A 23,519-nucleotide genomic window follows, 5' to 3' on the forward strand; every position below is an offset into this window, starting at 1 on the left:
GCTCACCGGGCGGAAACACGGCTTCTGCAAGGCTCCCCGCATCAGCGCGAGGAGCCTGCCATGTCGGAAACCTCCCCGATCACCGGCGAGTTGTCCAACAGCAAGGTCGCCGCCGTGTTTGCGAACCAATCCGCCGCGCGTTCCGCCGCACAGGCGGTGGCGGCGGCCCTGTCGCTGGGCTCGGCGCAGGTGCAGCTGATCACGCCGGCCGAGCCGCATCCTGGCCGCAAGCTGGAGCCGGAGAGCCGCGGCGTCTGGCGCACGATCGTCGTCGCGCACGTCAGGCTCGGCATCGTGGGTGCCGTCGTCGGCCTGCTGGCTTTCGCGGCGCTTTACGCGGCCGGGTTGCCGTTCATCGTCAATTCGCCGGTCGCGGCGGCGCTGGTGCTGCTGTTCTTCGGCACCGTCGGCGGACTGATGCTGGGCGGCCTGGTGGCGCTGCGTCCCGATCACGACCGCTACGTGGAGGCTGCGCGCGAGGCGATGGAATCCGGCAACACGACGGTGGTGGTGCACGCGTTCTCCGGCGATCAGGCCGGCCAGGCCGCCGACTTCCTGCGCGCGCAGGGCGGGGAGGTGACCTCGACGCTGTAGCGAGTCGACGCTTCGTTCGCGCGGCCTCGTGCACGCATGAACCGCTACCGCTGAGGTGTCGCGCGCGCGTTCTCGGCTCCGAAACGCGGAAGTACAGCGTGGCAGCCGGAAGCGCAGCGGCCTATGTCGATGTCCTGATCCCGTCGCCACCGACGTTTGCGTTAAAAGTCCCGTGTGTTTCCGGAACCTGTCGATGAGTGGCGATGGTGGTATTCGGAATTTCTGTGCCTGGCTGGCCACAATCGCTTTGCTGGCCGGTTTCGCCGGCGCGGCCGATGCGCAAGAGCAACACCCGCACGCGGACCACTTGCGGTACGTGGTCGACTTTCCCGTCTCTTGTTCCGAAGCCGCGCAGTCGCAGTTTAATCGCGCGGCCACGCTGCTGCATCACATGACCTATCCGCAGGCGCGCACCGCGTTCGAGCAGGTCGCCAGCACCGATCCGGACTGCGCGATGGCGCACTGGGGCGTGGCCATGACCCTGTTCCAGCCCCTGTGGCCGACCCGTCCCGGTCCCGCAGAGCTGCAGCGTGGATGGGATGAAGTCCAGAAGGCCAAGGCCCTGAACCCGCCGACACAACGCGAAAGACTCTTCGTCGCCGCGGCCGAGGCGTTTTTCCTCGAGCCGGCTGGGACCGATTACTGGCTGCGTATCCGGCGTTGGGAGCAGGCGCAGGAAGCCCTGCATGCCGCCATTCCGGACGATCCGGAGGCGGCCATGTTCTATGCCCTGGCGCACCTGGCCACGGCGCCCGCCAATGCCGTTTCGCGCGCGCACGCAGATCGCGCCGCCGGCATCCTGATGCGCGAGTACGCACGCAACCCGGACCACCCGGGCGCGATGCACTACCTGGTCCACGCCAATGACATGCCCGGCCGCGAGCGTGAATCGCTGGACGTGACCCGCAAGTACGATTCGATCGCCCCGCGCAACCCGCACGCGCTGCATATGCCGACCCATATCTACACCCGGCTCGGCGACTGGGACGGCGTCGTGCGGGGCAACCTGCTGGCCGCGGAAGCCGCGCTGGAGTATCCCGCCGGCGAGCATGGCGAATTCGTCTGGGATGAATTCCCGCACGCCATCGAATACCTGGTGTATGCCTATCTGCAGAAGGGCGCGGACGAAGAGGCCGCGGCGCAGTTGCAGCGGCTGCGAGGAACCGAACGGCTGCAGCCCTCGTTCAAGACCGCCTTCCACCTGGCCTCGACCCAGGCCCGATACGCACTGGAGCGGCGCGCCTGGAGCGAGGCTGCGCAGATCGTGCCGCGCCAGCCGACGGTCGTCGACTGGGATCGCTTTCCATGGCCGGAAGCGATCGCGCAGTTCGCGCACGGGCTGGGCGCGGCGCATCTTGGCGAAATGGCCAAGGCCAAAGCCGCCGGCACACGGCTCGAAGCGCTCGAAGCCGCGACGCGCAAGTCGGGGGAAGACCTGTTTGCGCGCAACATCCGGGTGCTGCACCTCGAACTGGCGGCCTGGATCGCGCACGCGGAAGGGCAGCGCGAATCCAGCGTCGCGCTGATGCGCCAGGCCGCCGAGCTGGAAACTTCGACGCCCAAGCATGCAGTCACTCCGGGGCCGACCGTGCCGGCGTACGAATCGATGGGCGACCTGCTGATGGAGCAGAAACAGCCAGCGGATGCGCTGACGTCCTATCGGCGAGCGCTGGAACTGTATCCGCAGCGATTCAACGCATTGCTGGGCGCAGCCAGGGCCGCATCAGCGCTTGAGGACTCATCCCAGGCGCGTACCTATTACGCCGCATTGCTTGAAGTGGCGCAGGGCGGCACGCGCCAGCCTGCACTGGAGGAGGCGCGCAGCTATCTCGCGCAGGCGCGGTGAGCTGACGCGGCGCACGCAGATTCGCCGGTACCCAGGCTCAACCGACCCGGCGCGATGCGCTGCGACGCCGGGCGGCGTGCTTGGGTGCAATTGGCTTGCCGTCCGCGGTGGCGTCGGCGGTGAGCTCGACCAGCAGCTCGCGGATCCAGCGCTGCCCTGCGTGCCCATGCGTGCGCTCGTGCCAGATCAGGCTCACATCGAATTGTTCGGCAAGCCAGGGAAGATCGATCGACGTGAGCCGGTCGCGCTGGCCGTGCAACAGCCGTCGCGGCACCAGCGCAACCAGGTCGCTGTCGGCCACGATTTCCGGGACGAACAGGAACGAAGCCGCCGACAGGACGACCTGACGTCGATGACCGAGCGCCGTCAGCGCGTCGTCGATCGGTGTTGTGAAACTGCCACCCGATGGCGACACGACCACGTGTTCCAGTTGAACGAACTCCTCCAGGGTCAGGCCGGTCCTTAGGCGGGGATGGTCGCGGCGCCCGATGAGCACATAGCTTTCCTCGAACAGGAGGCGGGTCCTGAGGTGCGACTGAGTCGGGTCGGGCGTGGCCATTGCCAGATCAACATCGCCACTCGCCAATTGCTGTTCCGTCTGCGCAGGATTGAAGCGGCGAACCGCGATCCGCACACCAGGGGCCCGTTGCCGTAAGGCCAGTACCAACGGCAGGACCACCACGGCCTCTACGTAATCCGTGCAGGCGATGGTCATGGCGAGCCTGGATCGGGCCGGCGAGAAATCCCTGTGGGCGTGAAGCGTGTTGCGCAGGTCGTCCAGGGCGAGGCGCAGCGGTCCCAGCAACTCCAGGGCCTTCGCGGTGGGCGTCATCCCGCGGTGGGCGGGAACAAGCAGGGGATCCCCGAACATGTCCCGGAGACGGCTCAGCTGGGCGCTGACTGCAGGCTGGCTGAGGTGAAGCCGCGCCGCTGTTCTGGTGACGCTTCGCTCCGCGAGCAATGCCTCGAGCGTCACCAGAAGGTTGAGGTCCAGGCGCGACGTATTCATTTGGTGGATCACACATCAAAGGATTATCGATTTCAAATATGAATCCGTCGGATTCATCCTGCAACTCCCTGGGTTGCATGGAGAAAGTTACGGTGAAGAAGAGAGTCCTGGTCGTTTATGCCCATCCCGAACCGGCCTCGCTGACGCGCCAGCTGGTGGAGGTCGCGGTCGAGACCCTCGAGGGTCAGGGTCATGAAGTTGTGCGGTCTGATCTCTACGGGATGCGCTGGAAAGCCGTCTACGACCAGGACGACTTTCCCAGCCGCGTCGACCCCGATCGGCTTTCCTTCATTGCGGAATCGGCGCATGCCTATTCGACCGGCCGGCAGACGGATGATGTTGCCGCAGAACAGGCCAAGCTATCCAGCGCCGATGCCGTGATCCTGCTGTTCCCGCTTTGGTGGTTCGGCGTGCCGGCCATCCTGAAAGGCTGGATCGAACGCGTATTCGCGTATGGATTCGGCTATGGCTACAAGAACGGGACCAATCAGTACCGTTATGGCGACGGTGTCCTGAAGGGAAAGCGGGCGCTGGTGTCGGTCCTCGCCGGAGGACCCGAGGTGGACTATGGGCCGCGGGGAATCAATGGACCCATGGGTGAGATCCTGTTTCCGCTCACGCATGGGGCCTTGTTCTTCGCGGGCATGGACGTGCTGCGCGCCCACGCCGTATACGGAACGGATCGGATGAGCTGCAAGGACGTCGCGACCGCCAAGGAAGCATGGCGTGGCCGCGTGAAACGTCTTTTCGAAGAGGATCCCGTCGCATTCCGCTCGCAGAATGGCGGCGACTATCCGGATCGGCATACGTTGCGGGACGACATCGCGCCTGGCCGCACCGGGGTGTGGGCGCACGTCGCCGATGACGCTCAGGCGTAACGGGACTGCCTCGGACCTTAGGCGTTCCTCAACCGACTGGCTTGGTGACGACCTGCACGGCACGCGCGAGTCCGTGGCAAGGAGTGGGACGCGGACGTCGGCGCTGCGCGACGGACCGGTTGCTGAACCTAGCCGTTGGTTTTCCGGGAAACCACATCGAACCCACCGCCGGGCCATTGCCATCGGCCGGTGATAACCCTGCCGTCCTCGCTCAGCTGGCCCTTGAAGAAATTGTCCGAGCCCTTGTCGCCGAACCAGGTCCAGTGCGTGCCGTCGTCGTCGACCTGGTGGGTATAGGTGAAATTGCTGCCGTCGTCGGCCATGAGGTGGGAGCGCAGGGTCTGCGTGTCGTCGTCCCACGTGACGTACTCGATGCCGGTCAGCGTCCGGCCGCGGGGCGTGGTGGTCTCGAATTCCTGGATCAGGTAGTGGCCGCCCAGACCCATCCGGTAGACGGAGGTGCCCGGAACGGCGCCTTCGTTCTTCCATGTTCCGACAAGATGCCGGAGTCGGGTCATCGCCGGGTGCGGTGTCAGGGGAAGTTCGGCCACCCGATGGTTGTTGCTGTCTGCCATACGTTTTTCCTCCCAACGTTGCTTCTCGATCGATCACGCGTGGACGTTGAATGCGCGTTCATTAGGACGACGTGCGGGGACGATGCGGATCGACACCTGCCCAGCGGCCGGCGCACGGATCCGCAAGGCCCGCCCTAGAACCACAGGTCGCGGACGCAGCGGCCGTCGCCTGGCAGGTCGTCGAAAGAGCCCAGGCCGTCGAAATGGTCGATAAGCAGATGGGCAGTGCGGGCAGAAGTGGATTTCGAGCGACGGGGTTTGCTTGCCGCGATGGGCATAGGGGCGGACGGAGCGGGCGTTTCACGCGCGCGGTGTACCGGTAGGCAGGACTTCTGGGACGGGTCTGGCAAGACTTCGCGGCTATAGTTGGTCGTACATCCAGCCAGGGGGCGTTGCCGTGGTCAGGTCCAGCCTTCCACTCGTCGCTTTGCTCGCAGCCGCCACCGCATCCGCCGGCGCGTTGCACGGGATCAATCCCGACGACATCAACCGCAACGGCGATGCCTGCACCGATTTCTTCGACTACGCCAACGGCGCGTGGCGAAAGCAGAATCCGATTCCCGACTACATGGACCGCTGGAGCCGCCGCTGGCAATCTGGCGAGGTCAACAAGGAACACGTGCGCGATATCCTCACCGAGCTGTCGGCGAAAACCGACTGGCCCAAGGGCAGCGCCGGCCAGCTCGCCGGCGACTTCTACGCCGCGTGCATGGACGAATCACGGGTCGATGCACTCGGCAGCAAGCCGGTCGAGCCCTGGCTGGCCGAGGTCGACGCCATCGAGGACAAGGCAGAACTGCAGCGCATGATCGGCACGCTGCACGACGTGGGTGTGGCCGTGCCGTTCCAGGTCTTCGCCGGCGAGGACCTGCACGAACCGTCCAGAACCATCGCCCACATCTACGCCGGCGGCCTGGGCATGCCCGACCGCGACTACTATCTCAAGCCAGAACCCCGCTTCGTCGAAGCGCGCGCAAGGTATCTCGAACACGTGGCCAAGATGTTCGAACTCGCCGGCACCCAACCGGCAGAGGCGAAACAGAACGCCCAGACCGTGTTCGCCTTCGAGAAGCGCTTGGCCGAGGCCTCGCTCGACAACGTGCAGCTGCGCGACCCGAAGTTGCAGGACCACACGACCGCGTTCGCCGACCTGCCCAAGCTCACCCCGGGCTTCGACTGGGTTAGGTACTTCGACGCCGCCAGCATGCCGCGCGAGGCGGTGAACGTGACCCAGCCGAAATTCCTGCAGCAGGTCGAGAAGGAACTCGCGACAACCCCGCTGACGCAATGGAAAACCTATCTGCGGTGGCACGTGCTCCATACCGCTGCGGACTCGCTGTCCGGGCCCTTCGTCGAGGAGAACTTCGCCTTCAACGGCAGGTTCCTGGCCGGCACCACCGAGATCAAGCCGCGCTGGAAGCGCTGTGCCGAAGCCACCGACCAGCAGCTCGGCGAAGCGCTAGGCCAGAAATACGTCGAGAAGTACTTTCCGCCGGAAGCCAAGGCCAAGATGCAGGAGATGGTGAAGAACATCCTCCTGGCGATGGATGACACCATCCGCGAACTGGACTGGATGGACGCGGCGACCAAGCAGAAGGCGCTGGAGAAGCGCGCGACGTTCTTCCCCAAGCTCGGCTATCCGGACAAGTTCAAGGACTACCAGGGCGTGGTCGTGACGCGTGATTCGGCGTGGGACAACATCGTCGCCGCCTCACGCTGGAACGTCGCCGACAACCGCAGCCAGGTCGGCAAGCCGACCGATCGCAGCCGCTGGGGCATGACCCCGCCGACCTCGAACGCCTACTACAACCCGCTGCAGAACGAGATCGTGTTCCCGGCCGGCATCCTGCAGCCGCCCGCGTTCGACGTGAACGCCATCGACGCCGTCAACTACGGCGCGATCGGCGTGGTCATCGGCCACGAGATCAGCCATGGCTTCGACGACCAGGGCGCGCAGTTCGATGCCCAGGGCCGCCTGGCCAACTGGTGGACGCCAGCCGACAACAAGAAATTCGAGGCCAAAGGCCAGTGCGTGGTCAAGCAGTTCGAGGGTTACTTCATCGAGCCCGGCGTGCACCACAACGGCAAGCTGGTGCTGGGTGAATCCATCGGCGACCTGGCTGGGGCGAAAATTGCCTACCGGGCCTACCTGAAGTCGCGCGAGGGCAAGGGCCCGGAACCGACCCTCGACGGCTTCACCCCCGAGCAGCAGTTCTTCATCGCCTGGGGTCAGTTCCGCGGCGACGAAACGCGCATGGAAACCCAGCGCACCATGATCCAGGGCGATCCGCATCCCGTCGCCAAGTACCGCGTCAACGGACCGCTGTCGAATCTGCCTGCGTTTCGTGAGGTCTTCCAGTGCAAGGCCGATGCACCGATGGTGCGGCCGGAGGCGGATCGCTGCGAAGTCTGGTGATTGGATGCATGCCCGACGCGGTACGGCATAGAGCGGGCTTGAGCTCGCCCTACGTTTTCGCCGAGCGGCGGACAACGCGGCGCAGTCGCAGGCTTACGTGACTTCAACACGCGGACGTGGGGCTTGCCTCGATCACGCGCCGCGGCCACGCAAAATACGTCCGCCACGCATATCCCCACGGCACCACCGCCGCCAGCAGCGGCAGCGCAAGGAAGGAGCTGGCGACTTCGCCGGTGGGCGTCCCCCACAGCGCGCCGGCCTGCCATAGCGGATAGGCGACGAACGCGAGCCAGATCGCCTTGTAGCCGATGGTGAAGAACATCAGCGGCAGCCAGCGCAGTGGCCGGATTACGCCGAACAGTGCGAGTGCGGGATAGGTGGCCCACACGGCGAATGCGACCGCGCGCACGGGATCCCACGCCCCTTCGTGCGTCAGAAGCGCACGCCATGCGGTCGGCGTGACGAACACCAGCATCAGCAAGAAGAACAGGCGCAGGCCCCAGATCTGGACGGGGCGGACACCCTCACGGCGCGGATCGGGCGCAAAGAACTGGACGAATGGGCGGGCGATCATGGTGTCACTCCTCCGGAGATTGGGTGGAACGAGCGTGGGCCAATGCCGGCCGGATCAGCCGTCGGGTTTCATGCCTGACCTGCTGGCGGGACTGTGTGGCATTCGTCGAGTCCGGGTTGGGCACCGCGTCCCCCGGCGGATATCCGGAAAATCTGACCCTCACCAGCCAGAAGAGCAGAAGTGCCAGCGGCGCGAACGCCGCGACGAACAGAATCGGAGATCCGCGAACAGCCATCGGCAACACGTCCTGCTGGCCGAGGAAGAACGAACCGGTGGCGATGAAGAATGCGAAGCACATCCGCCACAGATGGCGCGACAGGCGTTGGGTGGCGGACTGCGTGCGGCGCCTGACGTAGCGCAGATCCCCGAGCCCGGCGAGGAGGCAGATGCCGCCCAGCAGGATGAGCGCGCCCGGCGCGGGCGGCCCGGTGAATTGCCCGGGCGGCGCGAGTGCCCGCTGCACGCCATCGGCGATGATCAGCGCGCCAAGGACCAACACGATCGCACACGCGATCTTCTCGAACGTGCCTGTGCGGTCGCTGCGACGGCGCGCGGCCAGCCAGCCGGTCGCGACGAAGTAACAGGCCATGACCCCGCCGACTGACGACTGGGGCGGCGACGCGAATGGCGCGATGATCGACGCGGTGACGCCGAGCACGAGCATCGATGCGGCGAACGCACCGCCGGCCGCCACGTGTACGCGGCCACCCTTGCGCGCGGCAGCAGCGACCGTGCCGGCCGCCAGCGCGACCATGCCGCCGGCAATGTGGATCCAGATGAAGCCATTCATGCGGAAGCCCCTCCGTCTTGATCGGGGTCGTCCGTCGGCGCATCCGCGTCGAACGCGAGCAGGTCGCCGGGCTGGCACTCGAGCACGGCGCAGATCGCCTCGAGCGTGGAGAAGCGGATCGCCTTCGCCTTGCCGGTCTTCAGGATCGACAGGTTGGCAATGGTGATGTCGATGCGCGCGGCGAGCTCGGTGAGCGTCATGCGACGCGCGTGCAGCAGCTCGTCGAGGCGGACGAGGATTGCCATCACACGGTTCCTTCGAGGTCGGCGCGCATGCGGGCGCCCTGGGCGAACACGCCCGACAGCACGAACAGCAGCAGCACCGCAAACCATGAGGCGATCGAGAAGCCGTCCACGCGATCGGGTTCCCACACCGCCGCGGCGATGGCCGCGACGATCAATCGCAGCACCTCGAGCGCCAGCACGCTCCACGCGATCATGTCCAGACGCCGGGCGTTCTCGAGGATGAACGGGTCGCCGCCGCGCACCGTGTCGACGATCGCCAGCAGCCGCCGCAGGATCGTGTGCACGATCGCAGCGCCGGCGATGCCGATGACGACGATGGCGCGGAGCCCAAGAGGCACCATTGGATACTTCGACGCGATGTCGAAGCCGAGCGCCCGTTCCGGCCAGCCCGGCATGAGAAAGCTCCAGCCCAGCAGCACGGCGAGGCAGACGGCATAGAGGATGTTGAGGACAGTCAGACCCTGGATGACCGGACGGGCCACGGAGAGGGCGCGGGCGGAGGTGCTGTTCATGCGAATGCCTCACTGATTTGCCGTAAAACGATACTAACATTATCGTTTTACGATAAAAATAGGCCAGAAGGCACCCTATCCTGGCCGTCGGAGGTCCCGCGCCGAAGGTCGCGGCGCTGCGAGCGGGGGAGGCGCGGAAGCTGCGGATGGCGCGGAAGCCGGGCTTCAACCTGACCTGCGCGGTACCCGGTGATCAGCCGGGAGGGCGTCGGATCGGTTCTGGAAAAGAGCTCAGCCAGAGTGCGCTTCCGACTGGAGGGGAGTGAGCCCAAGCGTTTTGCTGCACTGCAGCTTTCCCCTTCGACCAATGCCGCGTCGTCGATCGTCGTGGCCCACTTGGGCCATCCAGGTCCTGGGAGCCAACGATGTCGACAAGCGCACGCCGTTCCTGGCACCGCACGATCCAGTCGATGCGCGTGCTGTTCCTGCTGATGGCGATGGCGTTGCAGGCGCCCGCATTGGCGCAGTCCGAAGTCACCGGATTTGGCAGCAACCCCGGCGCGCTCAGGATGTTCAAGTACGTACCGGCAGGGCTGCCGGCGAACTCGCCGCTGGTCGTGGCCCTGCACGGCTGCGCGCAGAGCGCGTCCAGCTACGACGCGGAGACCGGCTGGCAGATGCTGGCCGATCGCTGGCAGTTCGCGCTGGTCCTGCCGCAGCAGCAAAGCGCCAACAATTCCAGCGGTTGTTTCAACTGGTTCGAATCGGGCGACACGGCGCGCGGGCAGGGCGAGACCCTGTCGATCAAGCAGATGGTCGACCGCATGATCGCCGACCACGCCATCGCGCCGTCGCGGGTTTACGTGACGGGCCTATCGGCGGGCGGTGCGATGACGGCGGCGATGCTGGCGGCCTACCCGGACGTGTTCGCCGGAGGAGCGATCCTGTCTGGCCTGCCGTATCGCTGCGCGACGACGCAGAGCGCAGCCTTCAGCTGCATGAATCCGGGGACGAACCTCGCGCCCGCCCAGTGGGGCGACAGGGTGCGCGCCGCATATCCGTCATGGACCGGGCCATGGCCGCTGGTGTCGATCTGGCACGGCGACGCCGACTACACCGTCCGCCCCATGAATCTGACCGAGAGCATGGAGCAGTGGACCGATGTCCATGGCATCGACCAGGTCGCAGACGTGTCCGATACCGTCGCAGGCTATCCGCACAGGCTCTACAAGAACGCTGCAGGGCAACCGTTGGTGGAGACCTACACGATCAGCGGCATGGGCCACGGAACGCCGGTGGACCCGGGCACCGGTGAAACCCAGTGCGGCGTGGCCGGCGCTTATATCCTCGACGCGAACATCTGCTCGAGCTATTACATCGGGCGGTTCTGGGGCCTGGACAACCTCGATGGCGTTGCGCCGAGCGTGTCGCTGACGGCTCCCTCCGAGGGCGCCACGGTCAGCGGCGATGTCGCGGTCAGCGCGACGGCGAGCGACGACATTGGTATGGACCATGTCGAGTTTCTGCTAGACGGCAACCTGCTCGGCAGCGACGCCGCTGCGCCGTATGCCATGACCTGGAATTCATCCAATGCCAGCGACGGGCCGCACGTGCTGCAGGCGAAGGCGCTCGACCTGGCCGGTAATGTCGGCACGTCGGCGCAGGTGAACGTCGTCGTGAGCGGTGGATCGGGCGGCGCAACGCCGGTCACGGTCGTCTTCGACAACGAGGATGGCAACGACGGCTATGTGAAGGCGGGCAGCGGAGGCAGCGCGCCGGCCGTCGGCACCCTGGAATCGGTCTATGGCCTGGCGATCGGCCGTGGCGCCGACGGGAAGTTCAACCGCGCGCTGCTCTCGTTCGACACTTCGGCGATCCCCGACGGCGCCACCGTCACGTCCGCCAGGCTGGATGTGGCCTATGGCAGTGCATACGGCGATCCGTGGTCGAATCCGGCTGGCAACACGCTTGTGGTCGACGTGCATAGGGGCTGCATGGGTGGATGCGCCGCCGAAGCCGCCGACTGGGCCTATGCCGCGGTCGCCACAGGAGTCGCGCAATTGCTGCCGTTCTCCGGCGGCAGCCAGACGAGCAACGTGTTCTCGGCTCCTGGACTTGCCGCGGTCAACAAGGGCGGACGTACCCAGCTGCGCCTGCGCTTCACCGCCGACCAGAACGCGACCAGCCATCTGTGGATCGGACATGGCACGAGTGCCAAGCTGACGGTGACCTACACGCCCTGATCTGCAGTTGCGAACACCTTGGCACGTGTTGGACGGAGAAAACCGATCCCTCGTGGAATGGGATCTTCGAAGCTCGAAAGGAGACGAGTAGCTTGGTATCTTGAGCGCCTACGACCGGAGAAGCGTCATGGACCGGCACCCGACATCGGCATTGCCCGCCCTTGGCCTGGCTTGCGACCCCGCCGGCGCGGCCACGGAAACCGGCGCCGCGGGCGACGCGCTCCTGGAATGCCGGGATATCGACATCCACGCGCCGCAGCGCGACCACGGGCCGGTCGCGTTCCGCAATCTTGTCTCCACGCCAGCGAAATGACCACGACGGCCGGCGACACGACGTTCGACGCCATCGTCATCGGCTCCGGCATTTCCGGCGGTTGGGCGGCGAAGGAGCTGTGCGAGAAGGGCCTGAAGACGCTGGTGCTGGAGCGCGGCCGCAATGTCGAACACATCAAGGACTATCCCACCGCGACCCTGGCCCCCTGGGAACTGCCGCACCGCGGCGCACTGACGCGCAAGCTGGTGGACGAGAACCCGGTGTTGGCCAAGATCGCAGCAGAGGACGTAGTGCACTTCTTCGTCAAGGACGGCGAACACCCCTACGTGCAGGAGAAGCCGTTCGACTGGATCCGCGGCTACCAGGTCGGCGGCAAGTCGATCATGTGGGGGCGTGCCTGCCAGCGCTGGAGCCCGTACGAATTCACCGCGCCCGAACGCCAGGGCTACGGCATCGCCTGGCCGATCGGCTACGAGGACGTGGCGCCCTGGTATTCGCACGTGGAGAAGTTCATCGGCGTGTGCGGCACCCGCGACGGGATCGATTCGATGCCCGACGGCGAATTCCTGCCGCCGTTCGAGTTCAACTGCGTCGAGGAGGACTACGGCCGCAAGATCCGCGCCCACTACGGCAACCGCTATGTCGTGCACGGCCGCTGGGCGCACCTCACCAAACCGGAGCCGATCCACCTGGAGCAGGGACGCAGCGCCTGCCTGTCGCGCAACCTGTGCTGGCGCGGTTGCCCGTTCGGCGCCTACTTCAGCTCCAATTCGTCCACGCTGCCGTGGGCGGCGAAGACCGGAAATCTCACGCTCCGCCCGGATGCGGTGGTGCATTCGATCCTGTACGACGACGCCAGGGGCAGGGCGACCGGCGTGCGGGTAATCGACGCGCATACCCATGCGGTCACCGAGTACCGCGCGCGCATCGTGTTCGTGAATGCATCCGCGTTGAATTCAGTGCTGATCCTGCTGAACTCGGTCTCGTCGCGATTCCCGCACGGGCTGGGCAACGACAACGGACTGCTCGGCAAGTACGTCGCCTTCCACAATTATCGCGCCGGGGGTGGCGGCACGGTGGAGGGTTACGAGGACAGTTACTACTTCGGCCGCCGGCCCTCGGAATGCATCATTCCCAACTTCCGCAACCTGGGGCAGCAGGACGCCGGTTTCGTCGGCGGCTATACCACCTTCACCGGCGCCTACCGCGACCGTGGTGCGGACTCGCCCGACCGCGTGGGTGGAACGTACAAGGACGCGCAGGCGCGCCCGGGGCCGTGGAAGATCTACGCCTATCTGCAGGGCGAGACGATCCCGAAGGAAACCAATCACGTGCGGTTGCACGAAACGCGCAAGGACCCATGGGGCATCCCGCAGCTGGTGACCTCGGTCGAGTACGACGAGAACGACGAGCGGATGATCAGCGACTGGCGCGCCCAGGCCACCGAAATGCTGGACGTCGCCGGCTGTCGCGACATCCAGACCAGCGACAACCGCGAGTGGTTTCCCGGCCGCGACATCCACGAGATGGGCGGTTGCCGCATGGGGCGCGACCCGGAGACCTCGCTGCTCAATCGCTGGAACCAGTTGCATGCGTGTCCCAACGTGTTCGTGACCGACGGCGCATGCATGACTTCCACCGGCAACCAGTCGCCTTCGCTGCTGTACATGGCGCTCACCGCGCGCGCGGTGGATCATGCGGTCGACGAACTCGGGAGGCAGAACCTGTGAGCGATCTGGAATCCCGCACGGGCGCGAGCGTTCCGATGACCCGGCGCGAGGCGCTGATGAAGGCCGCAACAGCCCTGATGGGCGCGCTGGCCGTTCCTGGCCTGCTGGCCGGGTGCGCGCCCGATGGACGCGATACGGCGTCGGCATCGCGCGCATCCGCGCAGGACGACCAGGCGTTGCTCGAAGACATCGCCGACACGCTGCTGCCAGACACCGCGGCCTCGCCGGGCGCGAAATCAGCGGGCGTGGGCGCGACGATGGCACTGCTGCTCGCCGATTGCAGGACGCCGGACGTGCAACAGCGCGTTACGGCCGGGCTGCGGGCGTTCCGGGCGACATGCCGCGCTGCCGGCGGCTCGTTCGAATCGCTGCCCCGGGCCGACCGCGAGCGCCTGCTGCGCGAGACCGACGCCGCGGCCCGGCCGGCGGGAGACGCGCACTGGTACTCGACCGTGCGCGAACTCGCGCTCACCAGCTACTTCACCTCGGAGGTCGGAATGACCCGGGCGACGCGCTACGTGCCGATTCCGGGGCGCTACCAGGGATGCGTGCCGCTCGCGCCCGGGCAGCCGGCCTGGGGGTGATGGCGATACGCGAAGGAGCGGGCCTTCGCAATCCGTGTCCGAAGGACGAGATCCTCGACGGCTTCAGGCAGCCTGCAGTGTCCGCTTCTCGCGCAGGATTTCGATCAGCGCTGCCGCCTCCAGGTCGGCCAGGCCAGCCGCCTCTGCACGATCGAACCAGCCGGCCACGAAAGCAGGAAACTCCGGGTTGACTCCGGCAGCACGCGTGCTTTGCAGGATCCGCCGCGTGGCCTCGATCGAGATGCGCAGCGGACTCTCGGTGATGGCGAAATCGCCCGATTGGATCACGCCGCCCTCGTGCTCGAAGAACGCGCCGAAGCTGGGCGAAATCTGGTTGACGATACGACCGAACGCGGCGACGTCCAGGCCTGCAGCCTCCGCCAACCGGGCGCCGTGCAGGAATCCTGCGAAGGCGCCATAGACGTAGGACAGCGTCGCCAGGTCCATCGTCGCGGCCGCATCGATCGCCTCGCCCAGGTACACCACGTTGCCTGCGAGCGCCCGCAGGACCGGTTCGACCTCGTGCCGTGCTGCTTCCTCGCCCGAAAGCAGCAGTGGCGTATCGGGCTGGCCCATCTGGCTGGGCGCGGCCTGGATGGCACCGTCCAGGTAGCGCGCGCCGTGCGACGTCGCGAATGCGAGCGCCGCCTGCGCCTCCTCGGGGCTGCCGGTGGTGAGCTGCACCAGCACGCGCCCGGCCAGCGCGTCGGCTGCGCCGGGCGCGCCCAGGATCGCATCGGCGGCGCGGTAGTCGTAGACGCACATCACCGCGATCGGGCTTGCGCGCAACGCCGCCTCGACCGTTGGCGCCACCGTCGCGCCAGCGCGCGCCAGTGCCTCTGCCTTGTCGGCGCTGCGGTTCCACACGGTCACCTCCAGGCCGGCGTCCAGCAGCAGCCGCGCGATGGTCGATCCCATGGCACCGAGTCCAATTACCGTCACTTCGTTCATCGTTTCGCCTCAAGCAGTCGGGTGGCTGCAAACATCATGCGATCCGCTTCCGCAATCGCAAGTACGTACGATAAAGTCAGGTACATACCAGAACGTCAGTATTGGACATGCCCGCGAACAAACCCTATGGCTGCGGTATGGGCCCGGCCCTGGAAGTGGTCGGTGGCAAGTGGAAGGCGGTGATCCTTTGTGAACTGCTTTCGCAGTCGCGGCGTTTCGGCGAGCTCAAACGTCTGCTGTCAGGCATCAGCGAGAAGATGCTGATCCAGCAGTTGCGCGAGCTGGAATCCGACGGCCTGGTCGATCGTGTCGCGTTCCCGGAGGTGCCACCACGCGTGGAATACTCCGCCACCCCGCTGGGCATCTCGCTCGTCGAAGCGATGGCTCCGCTCGCGGACTGGGGCGAGCGCTACGAGGCGCAGCGCGCACAGGCAAGCGCAGATACCGCCGGCTCCTGACACCATTATCGACGTGCGCGGCCTGACGTCGTGGTGTTCCGTGTTCCCGGTGCCTTGAGCGCCCCGTTGCGACATGGGACGATCGCGCCGGTGACCAGCGAAGCCCCCACGGCGCATCACTTGCGCGACCTCGTCCGGCTGCGCCGCGTGCGCGACCGGATCGACCGCGACTACGCGCAGCCGCTGGACGTCGAGGCGCTCGCACGCGGCGTGCACATGTCGGCCGGGCATCTCAGCCGCCAGTTCAAGCTCGCATTCGGCGAATCGCCGTACAGTTATCTGATGACGCGGCGCATCGAGCGCGCGATGGCGCTGCTGCGCCGTGGCGACATCGGCGTCACCGAGGTCTGCTTTGCCGTTGGTTGCTCGTCGCTGGGGACTTTCAGTACCCGCTTCACGGAATTGGTTGGCGTGCCGCCCAGTGTCTATCGGCTCCAGGCGGCGTCGGCGACGGCAGGCATGCCGGCGTGCGTGGCCAAGCAGGTGAGCAGACCGGTCAGGAATCGAGAAGCGCCGACGCCCGAGCCGGATCTAGCATGACGGCCCCTCCCGCAGCGAGCTCCACCGTCATGGACATCACCATCCACTCGACCTTCCTCCCCCACAGCGACCCGGATGCCTCCCTGGCGTTCTATCGCGACACCCTCGGCTTCGAGGTCCGCAACGATGTCGGCTACAAGGGGATGCGCTGGATCACGGTCGGTCCCATGGGCCAGCCCGGCACCTCCATCGTCCTGCACCCGCCGGCCGCAACGCCGGGCCTCACCGACGACGAGCGCCGCACTATCGCCGAGATGATGGCCAAAGGGACCTACGCGATGCTCATCCTGGCGACCGCCGACCTCGACGGCACCTTCGCCAGGCTGCAGGCCAGCGATGCCGAGGTCATCCAGGAGCCGACCGAGCAGCCCTACGGAGTCCGCGACTGCGCTTTTCGCGACCCCGCCGGCAACCACATCCGCATCAACGAACTGCGCTGAGCCGCCAGTGAGTAACGAGAGGGAACGGAGCATGACCAAGAGTGCCCAAAGTGCCAAGAACGCGACCAGGCAGGCGACGAAGCAGGCCACCAAGAGCTCCAGCGCGCCCCGCAAGAAGGCCGAGGGATTCACGGACGAGGAACGAGCTGCGATGAAGGAGCGCGCCCGGGAGCTGAAGACCGAGGCGCGCCGTGGCGCAGACAATGCGGCCGGGGAAAGCGCCGTGCTCGCGGCGATCGCCGCGATGCCGGAACCCGATCGCGCCATGGCCAGGCGGCTCCATGCACTCATCAAGGCCAGTGCGCCAGGGCTTTCGGCCAAGACCTGGTACGGGATGCCCGCCTACGCCAGGGACGGCAAGGTCGTCTGCTTCTTCCAGGGCGCGCACAAGTTCAAATCGAGGTATGCGACGTTCGGGTTCAGCGACGCGGCGAACCTCGACGAAGGCGGCCTATGGCCGACCTCCTTCGCGCTGAAGGAGTTGACATCGGCCGTCGAGGCAAAGATCGGTGCGCTCGTGAAGAAAGCGATGGGCTGAGGGCTGAGCGCATACTGCGCACCCCGAGGCGGGTCGTCGAAGCTCCCACTCCGGGCGGCGGTGGCGCGTCGGCGATGCAAGGCGCTGACGCACACTCAATAGGCCTGTGCAGTCGGCCTTACCACGATCTCGTTGACATCCACCTCGCGCGACTCGCCGATCGCGAACGCGATCGCGCGGGCGATGGCGTCGGCGGGGATTTCGTTCTTGCGGAAGACGTCGATCACTTCCTGCTTCACCTCCGGATCGGAGATGGTCTCGGCAAGCTCGGAGGCGGTCGCCCCGGGTGCAATGGTGGTGACGCGGATGTTCTCGCCGACTTCCTGGCGCAGGCCGTCGGAGAGCGCATGCACGGCGAACTTGGTGGCGCAGTACACCGCCGCGGTGGGAAACACCAGGCGGCCAGCCACCGAGGATACGTTGACGAACTGGCCGCGGCCCTGCGCCTGCATCACCGGCAGCGCGGCGGCGATGCCGTACAGCACGCCCTTGATGTTGACGTCGATCATGCGATCCCACTCGTCGACCTTCAGCGCGTCCAGACGCGAGAGTGGCATCAGGCCGGCGTTGTTGACCATCACGTCGAGGCGGCCGTAGGTGTCCAGCGCGAAGCGGACGAAGGCTTCCACCTGGTCGCGCCGGGTCACGTCGAGCGGTTGGAAGACGGCTTGGCCGCCCTGCTCGCGGATCTTCGCGACCAGTGCTTCGAGGCGGTCGGTGCGGCGTGCGCCGAGCACGAGCTTGGCGCCTTCGCCGGCCAGGCGCAGCGCGGTGGCTTCGCCGATACCGCTGCTGGCGCCGGTGATGGCGATGACTTTGCCCTGGATATCGTTCATAGGGATCTCCGTTGGATTTCGATAGGTGAGCGAGGCCTTGCCGCTGGTTGGCGGTCAGCCGAATGGAATGTCTTGTGCTCCTCGCCCCGAGAAGACGGAACAAGCGCGGAGCGTGCAGAGGCGCGACGGCTTGGCGGTTTACCGGGTCGCGCCGAAGTGGCGCTCCTACAGAAAATCGAGGCGCGGTCGCACGCGATCGTCAGGCATTCACCGTCGCCATCCCCGCTTCGGGATAACGCGTGCCGGCGACATCGTGCTGCGAAAGCACTTCGTCGATACGTTCCTGCTCGACGTCGGTGAGCGCAATCCGCGCGGCGCCGGCGTTCTCATCGAGGCGCTCGATCCGGCGGGTGCCGGGGATCGGCACGATGTCGTCGCCGCGATTAAGCAGCCAGGCCAGGGCCAGCTGCGCCGGCGTGCAGCCGCGGTCCTGTGCAAGTTCGGTGACCGCTTCAACCAGCGCCAGGTTCTGGGCGAAGTTCGCGTCCTGGAAGCGCGGGTTCTGGCGCCGCCAGTCGTTCTCGGCGATATCGTCCGGCTTCCTGAAGGCGCCGGTGAGAAAGCCGCGCCCGAGCGGGCTGTACGGCACGAATCCGATGCCGAGTTCGCGGCAGACGGGCAGGGCATCGCCCTCGACATCGCGCGTCCACAGCGAGTATTCGCTCTGCAGCGCGGCGATCGGATGCACTTTCGCGGCGCGGCGAACGGTTTCGCCGGCAGCCTCCGACAAGCCGAGATGGCGCACCTTGCCGGCCTCGACCAGACGCGACATCGCTCCGACGGTCTCTTCGACCGGAACCTTCGGATCGACGCGATGCTGGTAGTACAGATCGATATGCTCGACGCCCAGCCGCTTCAGGCTGGCGTCGCAGGCCGCGGCCACGTACGACGGGCTGCCGTCGATGCCGAGGAAAGCGCCGTCCTCGCCGCGCACGTTGCCGAACTTGGTCGCCAGCACCACCTCATCGCGGCGCGTGCGCAGCAACTTCGCCAGCAGTTTTTCGTTGGCGCCGCCGATGCCGTACATATCGGCGGTGTCGAGGAAGTTCACGCCGATGTCGAGCGCATGGTTCAGTACGGCGAGATTGGTCGCCTCTTCGCTGTCGCCGTAGAAGTCGGACATGCCCATGCAGCCCAGGCCGAGCGCAGAGACGACGAGGCCCTGGCGGCCGAGGGTGCGGCGGGGGAAATCGGTGGCAGTCATGGTGGTTTCCTGGAGGCAGCGGGGTAGGGACACGGTAGGCGCCGTGGTCCAGATGGCGTTAGTCCATTGCTCCCCGATGCTTGCACGATCCTCCAGGGAGACGACCGGCAGCGCGCACGCGCCTGGCCTCGGCGCATAATCCAGGCTCCCGTGGCGAAGGCGCTAACTCCATGATTGACAGGGATTCCCGCGTGGTGCCGGTGCACCCGGCGCTGGAGGCGCAACGCGTCGAGCTGGCGGACCGGGTTGCCCGAAATGCGCCCGGCGATGGCGTGCATCCCAGCGTGATCGGGGCCCTGTCGCTGATCCGTGCCAGCGCGCCCTCGCAGCCGCTGCCTTCGGTCTATCACCCCAGCCTGTGCGTGGTGGTGCAGGGCTGCAAGCACGCCCTGCTGGGCGACGAGGTCTATGTCTACGACCCGCTGCATTATCTGGTGGTGTCCATGACCCTGCCGGTGACCGGTCAGATCATCGATGCCTCGCCGGAGCTGCCTTACCTGTGCCTGCGCATCGAAATCGATGCCGCCCAGGTGAACGAACTGCAGGCACAGATCGGATCGCCCGCATCGGGCGACGCCGGAAGGCAGCGCGCACTTTTCCTCGCCCGCACCGACGCACCGCTGCTCGACGCGGTGCTGCGGCTGGTGCGCCTGCTCGATACTCCTGAGGAAGCCGCGGTGCTGGCGCCGCTGGCGCTGCGCGAGATCCACTACCGCGTGTTGACCGGTGAACTGGGCCAGCGCCTGCGCGCGCTGTGCGCGATCGATGGTCCGTCGCAACGCGTGGCGCGCGCGATCGAACTGCTGAAGCAGCGTTACGCCGAGCCTCTGCGCATCGACGAGCTCGCAGCGGCTGCGCACATGAGTCCTTCGTCGCTGCATGCGCGTTTCAAGGCGGCGACCGCGATGTCGCCCTTGCAGTTCCAGAAGCAGCTGCGGCTGCAGGAAGCGCGAAGAATGATGCTGGTCGACGGCCTGGAAGCCGCCGCCGCCGGCCATCGCGTCGGCTACGAGAGCCCGTCCCAATTCAGCCGCGAATACCGCCGCCTGTTCGGCGCGCCGCCCCGGCGCGAGATCGAGGCGATGCGAATGGAAGGCGGATAGCTACGGCCCGCTGCGCCATGGTCCCGCCGAGGTCCAGCGGGCTGGCGCGACGCTGGGTGCGCATGGGCGAGGCAGTCTCGGGGATGGAGGGTCTAGCCCACGCCCCACAGCAGACGCGCTTCTTCGGCGATGACGTCCGGCAGCTCTTCGGGCCAGAACAACTTGCGGCCGGCCAGTTCGCGCACGCCCCGCGAGTTACCCACGGTGCGATGCAGATAGTCGGCAGCCTTGGGCGAGAAGATGTCGTCGGCCATGCCCCAGACGATGCGCACGGGCGCACGGCGCTGGCGCAACCCGTGTTCGACGCCGGCCAGCGGGTTGGGCTCGAGCGCGATTGCGTAGGCGTTGGCCAGCGCCTTGCGCCGTGGCGAGGACAGCAGCGGCGCCAGATAGGCGTCGATTGCATCGTCGGTCGGATGTGCCGGGTCGACATAACACAGGCCGCCGATGCCGTAGGCAGAACGTGCCAGCGTCTTGTCGGCATGCCAGGGCGCGAGCCACCGGTCGACGAACTTGCCTTCCTTCGCCAGTGAGATCACCGGCTGCAGCGCCTGCACCGGATAATCGGTTTCGGTATCGCAGTTGGCTAGCAGCAGCGAGCGCACGCGCTGCGGATGGCGCACCAGCAGCAGCTGCGCGACCGCGCCGCCGCTGTCGCTGGCGACGACGTCGACCGCGGGGACGCCGAGGGCGTCGAGGAGGGCGATCAGCATCGCCACCTGGTCGTTCGGCGCCACGCCCTCACCTTCGGCGACTTCGGTCTCACCGAGGCCGAGAAAATCCGGGGCGATGCAGCGGCGGTACGGCGACAGCCGCTCGATCGCACCGCGCCACTGGAAACTGCTGAGCGGAAACCCGTGCAGGAACAGCGCCGCATCGCCGCGGCCGTGTTCTACGCAGGCGATATTGCCCATTGCGGTGCGCACATGGCGTCGCGCGGCGCGGAACGCGACGATATCGAAGGGGTGACCGCTGCCGGTTTGCGCGGCGGCTGTCGTGGCATCGCGCGTGTGCGCGAGGGCCTTGGGCATCGCTCCAGCCGCGAGCGCGGCGCCGGCAATGGCGAGAAAATCCCTGCGAAGCATCGTCGTGTCCTTTGCCGGAGGCGGCATGTTGGAGGGCCGCAAGCCTGGGCGTCGCCTTGCATGCCGGCAATGCCCTCGCAGGTCATGCCGCCATGACCTCGGACGTCATATTTGGCCACCTCCTGGACCGTTATCCCGGTTCCGGATTTCCGAGCCGTTTGGCCGCCCCACCTACAATGGGTCACTGTCGCCGATCGGCCTTCCGGTCGACCGCGCGCATGCGCATTTGCCCGATTTCCTGCGCATCGACATCGACGCGGCTCGGATGAACGAACTGCGGGCGCAGTTCGGATCACTGGTATCGACGGACGATGGCAGGCGGACCTGACGTAGGGCGCCGCGGCGGCCATCCATAACAGGGGAAACGCCGGTAAGGAGGGCCTGGCCCGCCTTACGAGCGGCTGGTTCCAGGTCTGTCCTGGGCGTGTCCTAGGGCATGGCGGGAGCTGCCGCAGCAGCGGCCGGGGCATCGTTGTTCCACATATCCCGGATGATCATCCACTTGCCGCCATCCCGTCGCCAAATCTCTGCGTACTTGCCGGTAACGACCGTTTTGCCGTTCGCATCGAGTACCGCGAAGGTGCCGGTATGCCAGCCGAGATCGCCCGATGTCCCGGTTGTCGAGCCGCTGCTGAGATCGGAGAGAGTGATACCCGCGGCCTTGGACGAAGCGATGTCCTTGTTCAGGAATTCTCGAATGGCTGCGTGACCGCTGGCGGCGGGAGCGTCCGGCGGCATAACCATGGCGTCTTCGGCATACAGGGCGAGGATCCGGTCGAGATTGCCGGCGTTGTAGGCCGCGATCCACTGGGCGGTGCCGGCACGGAAGGTAGCGTCGGGCGATGAATCATCGCCCGCCGAGACGATGGACGCCGCCGCCAATGCCAGCAGGCCGCAGCAAAGCAGTGCCGCTTGTTTCAGGATGTGCATGGGAAATCCTTCCAGCGTCTGAGGGCGCGGGGTGCGGATGCGGACGCTTAACGCACTGCGTGAACGCGCCGGTCGTCGACGATCGGCCATGGCGGCGAACAAGCCCGGGGCGCCATCCGGGACGGCGCACCCAAGGGGTTGAGCAGGCCCTGCGCGATTTCAGCCGTCCGCGGCGATGTCACGATCCAGGTCGGCGTCACCGCCCCGCGACCGCATGCGCTTGGACGCATACATCGCGCGGTCGGCATGCGCCACCAGGGCGTCCGGGTCGCTCCCGTCTGCGGGAAAACAGGCGATCCCGATGCTGACATCCAGATGCAACTGACCATCGGCCAGTTGGAAGGGCGGGTTCAGGCGGGCACGGAGCGCGTTGGCCAGGACGCGGGCGCATTCGGCGTCGCGGCAACCGGGCAGCAGCGCGATGAACTCGTCGCCACCCACGCGAGCCACGAGATCACCCTGGCGCAGCGCCTGCTGCAGGCGCTGTGCGACCTCGCGCAGCAGGCGGTCGCCGGCGTCGTGGCCGCCGCGATCGTTGACTTCCTTGAACCCATCAAGGTCCAGATAGAGCAGGGCCAGGCCATCGCCCGTCTGCGCGGCGTGCGCCATTGCGTACTGCAGTTCGCGCTGCAGCCGGTGCCGGTTGGGCAGCCCGGTCAGCGCGTCGTGGGCCGCGAGATGCTCGAGGGCTTCCTCCGCGCGGCGCAGTTCGGTCACTTCTCTGGCTACACCGATGCGTACACCATAGTCGGGAAGCCATCGCGCAGACCATTGGATGTCCACGCTGTGACCGTCTTTGTGGATGTAGCGATTGCGAAAATGCTGCTGCAGTCCTGCCTCCATGACCTGGTTCGCGGATTGAACGGTGGCCGCGCGATCGTCCGGATGAACCAGATCGAACGTCCGCAAACCCAGCACTTCGTCGGGGGTGTAGCCGAAGATGTGTTCGAAGCTCGCACTGACGAACAGGAAGTATCCCTCGGCGTCGACCACGCACACCGCATCGGGCATCAGGTGAAGGACGTCGGCAAGCGGAGGCAGCTTCGAGTGCATGGGATTGCCGGAGACGTCGTCCCCGGCTGTAGCGTCGCGAAGATGGACGGTGATGTTAGCGCGTGGCGTGCAGGCAGGCTTCATCGCTGACGTCGATGGACCAAGGATCGAGCGGTAATTCCGAGCGGTTTTGGGGAGAGACAGGCGGCGAAACACAGGCCGGAGTGCACT

Annotated in this window: 25 protein-coding genes; 13 read left to right on the forward strand and 12 right to left on the reverse strand. The window is 66.5% G+C overall.

Features of this window, described 5'->3' with window-relative positions; all coding sequences use genetic code 11:
- Positions 1 to 60 precede the first annotated feature (60 nt).
- Both MC375_RS11855 and MC375_RS11860 read left to right on the forward strand, forming a co-directional pair.
- On the forward strand, positions 61 to 594 hold the full coding sequence (locus tag MC375_RS11855) for a hypothetical protein (protein WP_242103602.1): 534 nt from the start codon (positions 61 to 63) through the stop codon (positions 592 to 594).
- A 193-nt stretch (positions 595 to 787) separates the two neighbouring features.
- Complete coding sequence (locus tag MC375_RS11860) at positions 788 to 2,440, forward strand: tetratricopeptide repeat protein (RefSeq protein WP_242103603.1); 1,653 nt, start codon at positions 788 to 790, stop codon at positions 2,438 to 2,440.
- Between the two features lie 37 nt (positions 2,441 to 2,477).
- Here MC375_RS11860 and MC375_RS11865 read toward each other — a convergent pair whose 3' ends face one another.
- The gene (locus tag MC375_RS11865) at positions 2,478 to 3,449 is read right to left on the reverse strand and encodes a LysR family transcriptional regulator (protein ID WP_242103604.1); all 972 of its coding nucleotides are present in this window, start codon (positions 3,447 to 3,449) and stop codon (positions 2,478 to 2,480) included.
- A gap of 38 nt (positions 3,450 to 3,487) precedes the next feature.
- Here MC375_RS11865 and MC375_RS11870 point away from each other — a divergent pair, with 38 nt between their 5' ends.
- The gene (locus MC375_RS11870) at positions 3,488 to 4,327 is read left to right on the forward strand and encodes an NAD(P)H-dependent oxidoreductase (protein WP_242103605.1); all 840 of its coding nucleotides are present in this window, start codon (positions 3,488 to 3,490) and stop codon (positions 4,325 to 4,327) included.
- A gap of 128 nt (positions 4,328 to 4,455) precedes the next feature.
- On the opposite strand, the gene MC375_RS11875 is transcribed toward MC375_RS11870, so the two are convergent.
- Positions 4,456 to 4,902, reverse strand: coding sequence for a DUF1579 domain-containing protein (locus MC375_RS11875; RefSeq protein WP_242103606.1), 447 nt, complete (start codon positions 4,900 to 4,902; stop codon positions 4,456 to 4,458).
- A 397-nt stretch (positions 4,903 to 5,299) separates the two neighbouring features.
- On the opposite strand from MC375_RS11875, the gene MC375_RS11880 reads away from it, so the two are divergent.
- Complete coding sequence (locus MC375_RS11880) at positions 5,300 to 7,318, forward strand: M13 family metallopeptidase (protein WP_242103607.1); 2,019 nt, start codon at positions 5,300 to 5,302, stop codon at positions 7,316 to 7,318.
- Between the two features lie 103 nt (positions 7,319 to 7,421).
- On the opposite strand, the gene MC375_RS11885 is transcribed toward MC375_RS11880, so the two are convergent.
- The 4 genes from MC375_RS11885 to MC375_RS11900 are packed head-to-tail and all read right to left on the reverse strand — an operon-like array spanning position 7,422 to position 9,439.
- Positions 7,422 to 7,892 carry a hypothetical protein gene (locus tag MC375_RS11885; protein WP_242103608.1) on the reverse strand — a complete coding sequence of 157 codons (471 nt, stop codon included), beginning with the start codon at positions 7,890 to 7,892 and terminating at the stop codon, positions 7,422 to 7,424.
- A 4-nt stretch (positions 7,893 to 7,896) separates the two neighbouring features.
- Positions 7,897 to 8,646, reverse strand: a complete 750-nt coding sequence (locus MC375_RS11890) for a hypothetical protein (protein ID WP_242103609.1) — start codon at positions 8,644 to 8,646, stop codon at positions 7,897 to 7,899.
- A gap of 32 nt (positions 8,647 to 8,678) precedes the next feature.
- Positions 8,679 to 8,927, reverse strand: a complete 249-nt coding sequence (locus tag MC375_RS11895) for a helix-turn-helix transcriptional regulator (protein WP_242103610.1) — start codon at positions 8,925 to 8,927, stop codon at positions 8,679 to 8,681.
- Positions 8,927 to 9,439, reverse strand: coding sequence for a DUF2975 domain-containing protein (locus tag MC375_RS11900; RefSeq protein ID WP_242103611.1), 513 nt, complete (start codon positions 9,437 to 9,439; stop codon positions 8,927 to 8,929). The genes MC375_RS11895 and MC375_RS11900 overlap by 1 nt, the downstream gene beginning before the upstream one ends.
- A gap of 365 nt (positions 9,440 to 9,804) precedes the next feature.
- On the opposite strand from MC375_RS11900, the gene MC375_RS11905 reads away from it, so the two are divergent.
- The 4 genes from MC375_RS11905 (at position 9,805) to MC375_RS11920 (ending at position 14,210) form a co-directional block, all read left to right on the forward strand.
- Complete coding sequence (locus MC375_RS11905) at positions 9,805 to 11,622, forward strand: PHB depolymerase family esterase (protein ID WP_242103612.1); 1,818 nt, start codon at positions 9,805 to 9,807, stop codon at positions 11,620 to 11,622.
- Positions 11,623 to 11,722: 100 nt separating this feature from the next.
- On the forward strand, positions 11,723 to 11,935 hold the full coding sequence (locus MC375_RS11910) for a hypothetical protein (RefSeq protein ID WP_242103613.1): 213 nt from the start codon (positions 11,723 to 11,725) through the stop codon (positions 11,933 to 11,935).
- Positions 11,932 to 13,626: a GMC family oxidoreductase gene (locus MC375_RS11915; protein ID WP_242103614.1), complete on the forward strand. Its 1,695-nt coding sequence runs from the start codon at positions 11,932 to 11,934 to the stop codon at positions 13,624 to 13,626. Before MC375_RS11910 ends, MC375_RS11915 begins: the two co-directional genes overlap by 4 nt.
- Positions 13,627 to 13,682: 56 nt before the next feature.
- Positions 13,683 to 14,210: a gluconate 2-dehydrogenase subunit 3 family protein gene (locus MC375_RS11920; protein WP_242103615.1), complete on the forward strand. Its 528-nt coding sequence runs from the start codon at positions 13,683 to 13,685 to the stop codon at positions 14,208 to 14,210.
- Between the two features lie 63 nt (positions 14,211 to 14,273).
- Here MC375_RS11920 and MC375_RS11925 read toward each other — a convergent pair whose 3' ends face one another.
- Complete coding sequence (locus MC375_RS11925; RefSeq protein WP_277929454.1) at positions 14,274 to 15,161, reverse strand: NAD(P)-binding domain-containing protein; 888 nt, start codon at positions 15,159 to 15,161, stop codon at positions 14,274 to 14,276.
- A gap of 107 nt (positions 15,162 to 15,268) precedes the next feature.
- On the opposite strand from MC375_RS11925, the gene MC375_RS11930 reads away from it, so the two are divergent.
- The 4 genes from MC375_RS11930 (at position 15,269) to MC375_RS11945 (ending at position 17,137) form a co-directional block, all read left to right on the forward strand.
- Positions 15,269 to 15,619 (forward strand): helix-turn-helix domain-containing protein, encoded by a 351-nt coding sequence (locus tag MC375_RS11930; protein ID WP_242103617.1) that lies wholly within the window; start codon positions 15,269 to 15,271, stop codon positions 15,617 to 15,619.
- 90 nt (positions 15,620 to 15,709) lie between these two features.
- The gene (locus MC375_RS11935) at positions 15,710 to 16,159 is read left to right on the forward strand and encodes a helix-turn-helix transcriptional regulator (RefSeq protein WP_242103618.1); all 450 of its coding nucleotides are present in this window, start codon (positions 15,710 to 15,712) and stop codon (positions 16,157 to 16,159) included.
- Between the two features lie 29 nt (positions 16,160 to 16,188).
- A complete protein-coding gene (locus tag MC375_RS11940) occupies positions 16,189 to 16,599 on the forward strand; it encodes a VOC family protein (RefSeq protein WP_242103619.1) in 411 nt (136 codons plus the stop codon).
- Between the two features lie 31 nt (positions 16,600 to 16,630).
- Positions 16,631 to 17,137 carry a DUF1801 domain-containing protein gene (locus MC375_RS11945; RefSeq protein WP_242103620.1) on the forward strand — a complete coding sequence of 169 codons (507 nt, stop codon included), beginning with the start codon at positions 16,631 to 16,633 and terminating at the stop codon, positions 17,135 to 17,137.
- A gap of 95 nt (positions 17,138 to 17,232) precedes the next feature.
- On the opposite strand, the gene MC375_RS11950 is transcribed toward MC375_RS11945, so the two are convergent.
- A complete protein-coding gene (locus tag MC375_RS11950) occupies positions 17,233 to 17,973 on the reverse strand; it encodes an SDR family oxidoreductase (RefSeq protein ID WP_242103621.1) in 741 nt (246 codons plus the stop codon).
- A gap of 199 nt (positions 17,974 to 18,172) precedes the next feature.
- Positions 18,173 to 19,177 (reverse strand): aldo/keto reductase, encoded by a 1,005-nt coding sequence (locus tag MC375_RS11955; protein ID WP_242103622.1) that lies wholly within the window; start codon positions 19,175 to 19,177, stop codon positions 18,173 to 18,175.
- Between the two features lie 170 nt (positions 19,178 to 19,347).
- On the opposite strand from MC375_RS11955, the gene MC375_RS11960 reads away from it, so the two are divergent.
- Positions 19,348 to 20,280, forward strand: coding sequence for an AraC family transcriptional regulator (locus tag MC375_RS11960; RefSeq protein ID WP_242103623.1), 933 nt, complete (start codon positions 19,348 to 19,350; stop codon positions 20,278 to 20,280).
- Positions 20,281 to 20,372: 92 nt separating this feature from the next.
- On the opposite strand, the gene MC375_RS11965 is transcribed toward MC375_RS11960, so the two are convergent.
- From MC375_RS11965 to MC375_RS17740, 3 genes are all read right to left on the reverse strand, one after another.
- A complete protein-coding gene (locus MC375_RS11965; protein ID WP_242103624.1) occupies positions 20,373 to 21,365 on the reverse strand; it encodes an alpha/beta fold hydrolase in 993 nt (330 codons plus the stop codon).
- Positions 21,366 to 21,794: 429 nt separating this feature from the next.
- Entirely contained in the window at positions 21,795 to 22,295 is a 501-nt protein-coding gene (locus MC375_RS11970; RefSeq protein ID WP_242103625.1) for a nuclear transport factor 2 family protein, read from the reverse strand.
- 159 nt (positions 22,296 to 22,454) lie between these two features.
- Positions 22,455 to 23,504 (reverse strand): sensor domain-containing diguanylate cyclase, encoded by a 1,050-nt coding sequence (locus MC375_RS17740; RefSeq protein WP_345779285.1) that lies wholly within the window; start codon positions 23,502 to 23,504, stop codon positions 22,455 to 22,457.
- Positions 23,505 to 23,519 lie beyond the last annotated feature (15 nt).

The sequence above is a fragment of the Lysobacter sp. M2-1 genome, from assembly GCF_022662495.1.
Taxonomy (GTDB): domain Bacteria; phylum Pseudomonadota; class Gammaproteobacteria; order Xanthomonadales; family Xanthomonadaceae; genus JAKPBU01.

Coding starts and splice junctions, on each gene's coding strand:
- MC375_RS11940 (WP_242103619.1), top strand. CDS start 16,189: ATGGACATCACCATCCACTCGACCTTCCTCCCCCACAGCGACCCGGAT.
- MC375_RS11870 (WP_242103605.1), top strand. CDS start 3,488: ATGAATCCGTCGGATTCATCCTGCAACTCCCTGGGTTGCATGGAGAAA.
- MC375_RS11970 (WP_242103625.1), bottom strand. CDS start 22,295: ATGCACATCCTGAAACAAGCGGCACTGCTTTGCTGCGGCCTGCTGGCA.
- MC375_RS11855 (WP_242103602.1), top strand. CDS start 61: ATGTCGGAAACCTCCCCGATCACCGGCGAGTTGTCCAACAGCAAGGTC.
- MC375_RS11920 (WP_242103615.1), top strand. CDS start 13,683: ATGAAGGCCGCAACAGCCCTGATGGGCGCGCTGGCCGTTCCTGGCCTG.
- MC375_RS11885 (WP_242103608.1), bottom strand. CDS start 7,892: ATGATCGCCCGCCCATTCGTCCAGTTCTTTGCGCCCGATCCGCGCCGT.
- MC375_RS11945 (WP_242103620.1), top strand. CDS start 16,631: ATGACCAAGAGTGCCCAAAGTGCCAAGAACGCGACCAGGCAGGCGACG.
- MC375_RS11955 (WP_242103622.1), bottom strand. CDS start 19,177: ATGACTGCCACCGATTTCCCCCGCCGCACCCTCGGCCGCCAGGGCCTC.
- MC375_RS11960 (WP_242103623.1), top strand. CDS start 19,348: ATGATTGACAGGGATTCCCGCGTGGTGCCGGTGCACCCGGCGCTGGAG.
- MC375_RS11965 (WP_242103624.1), bottom strand. CDS start 21,365: ATGCTTCGCAGGGATTTTCTCGCCATTGCCGGCGCCGCGCTCGCGGCT.
- MC375_RS11930 (WP_242103617.1), top strand. CDS start 15,269: ATGCCCGCGAACAAACCCTATGGCTGCGGTATGGGCCCGGCCCTGGAA.
- MC375_RS11890 (WP_242103609.1), bottom strand. CDS start 8,646: ATGGTCGCGCTGGCGGCCGGCACGGTCGCTGCTGCCGCGCGCAAGGGT.
- MC375_RS11895 (WP_242103610.1), bottom strand. CDS start 8,927: ATGGCAATCCTCGTCCGCCTCGACGAGCTGCTGCACGCGCGTCGCATG.
- MC375_RS11950 (WP_242103621.1), bottom strand. CDS start 17,973: ATGAACGATATCCAGGGCAAAGTCATCGCCATCACCGGCGCCAGCAGC.
- MC375_RS11905 (WP_242103612.1), top strand. CDS start 9,805: ATGTCGACAAGCGCACGCCGTTCCTGGCACCGCACGATCCAGTCGATG.
- MC375_RS11865 (WP_242103604.1), bottom strand. CDS start 3,449: ATGAATACGTCGCGCCTGGACCTCAACCTTCTGGTGACGCTCGAGGCA.
- MC375_RS11875 (WP_242103606.1), bottom strand. CDS start 4,902: ATGGCAGACAGCAACAACCATCGGGTGGCCGAACTTCCCCTGACACCG.
- MC375_RS11915 (WP_242103614.1), top strand. CDS start 11,932: ATGACCACGACGGCCGGCGACACGACGTTCGACGCCATCGTCATCGGC.
- MC375_RS11925 (WP_277929454.1), bottom strand. CDS start 15,161: ATGAACGAAGTGACGGTAATTGGACTCGGTGCCATGGGATCGACCATC.
- MC375_RS11860 (WP_242103603.1), top strand. CDS start 788: ATGAGTGGCGATGGTGGTATTCGGAATTTCTGTGCCTGGCTGGCCACA.
- MC375_RS11900 (WP_242103611.1), bottom strand. CDS start 9,439: ATGAACAGCACCTCCGCCCGCGCCCTCTCCGTGGCCCGTCCGGTCATC.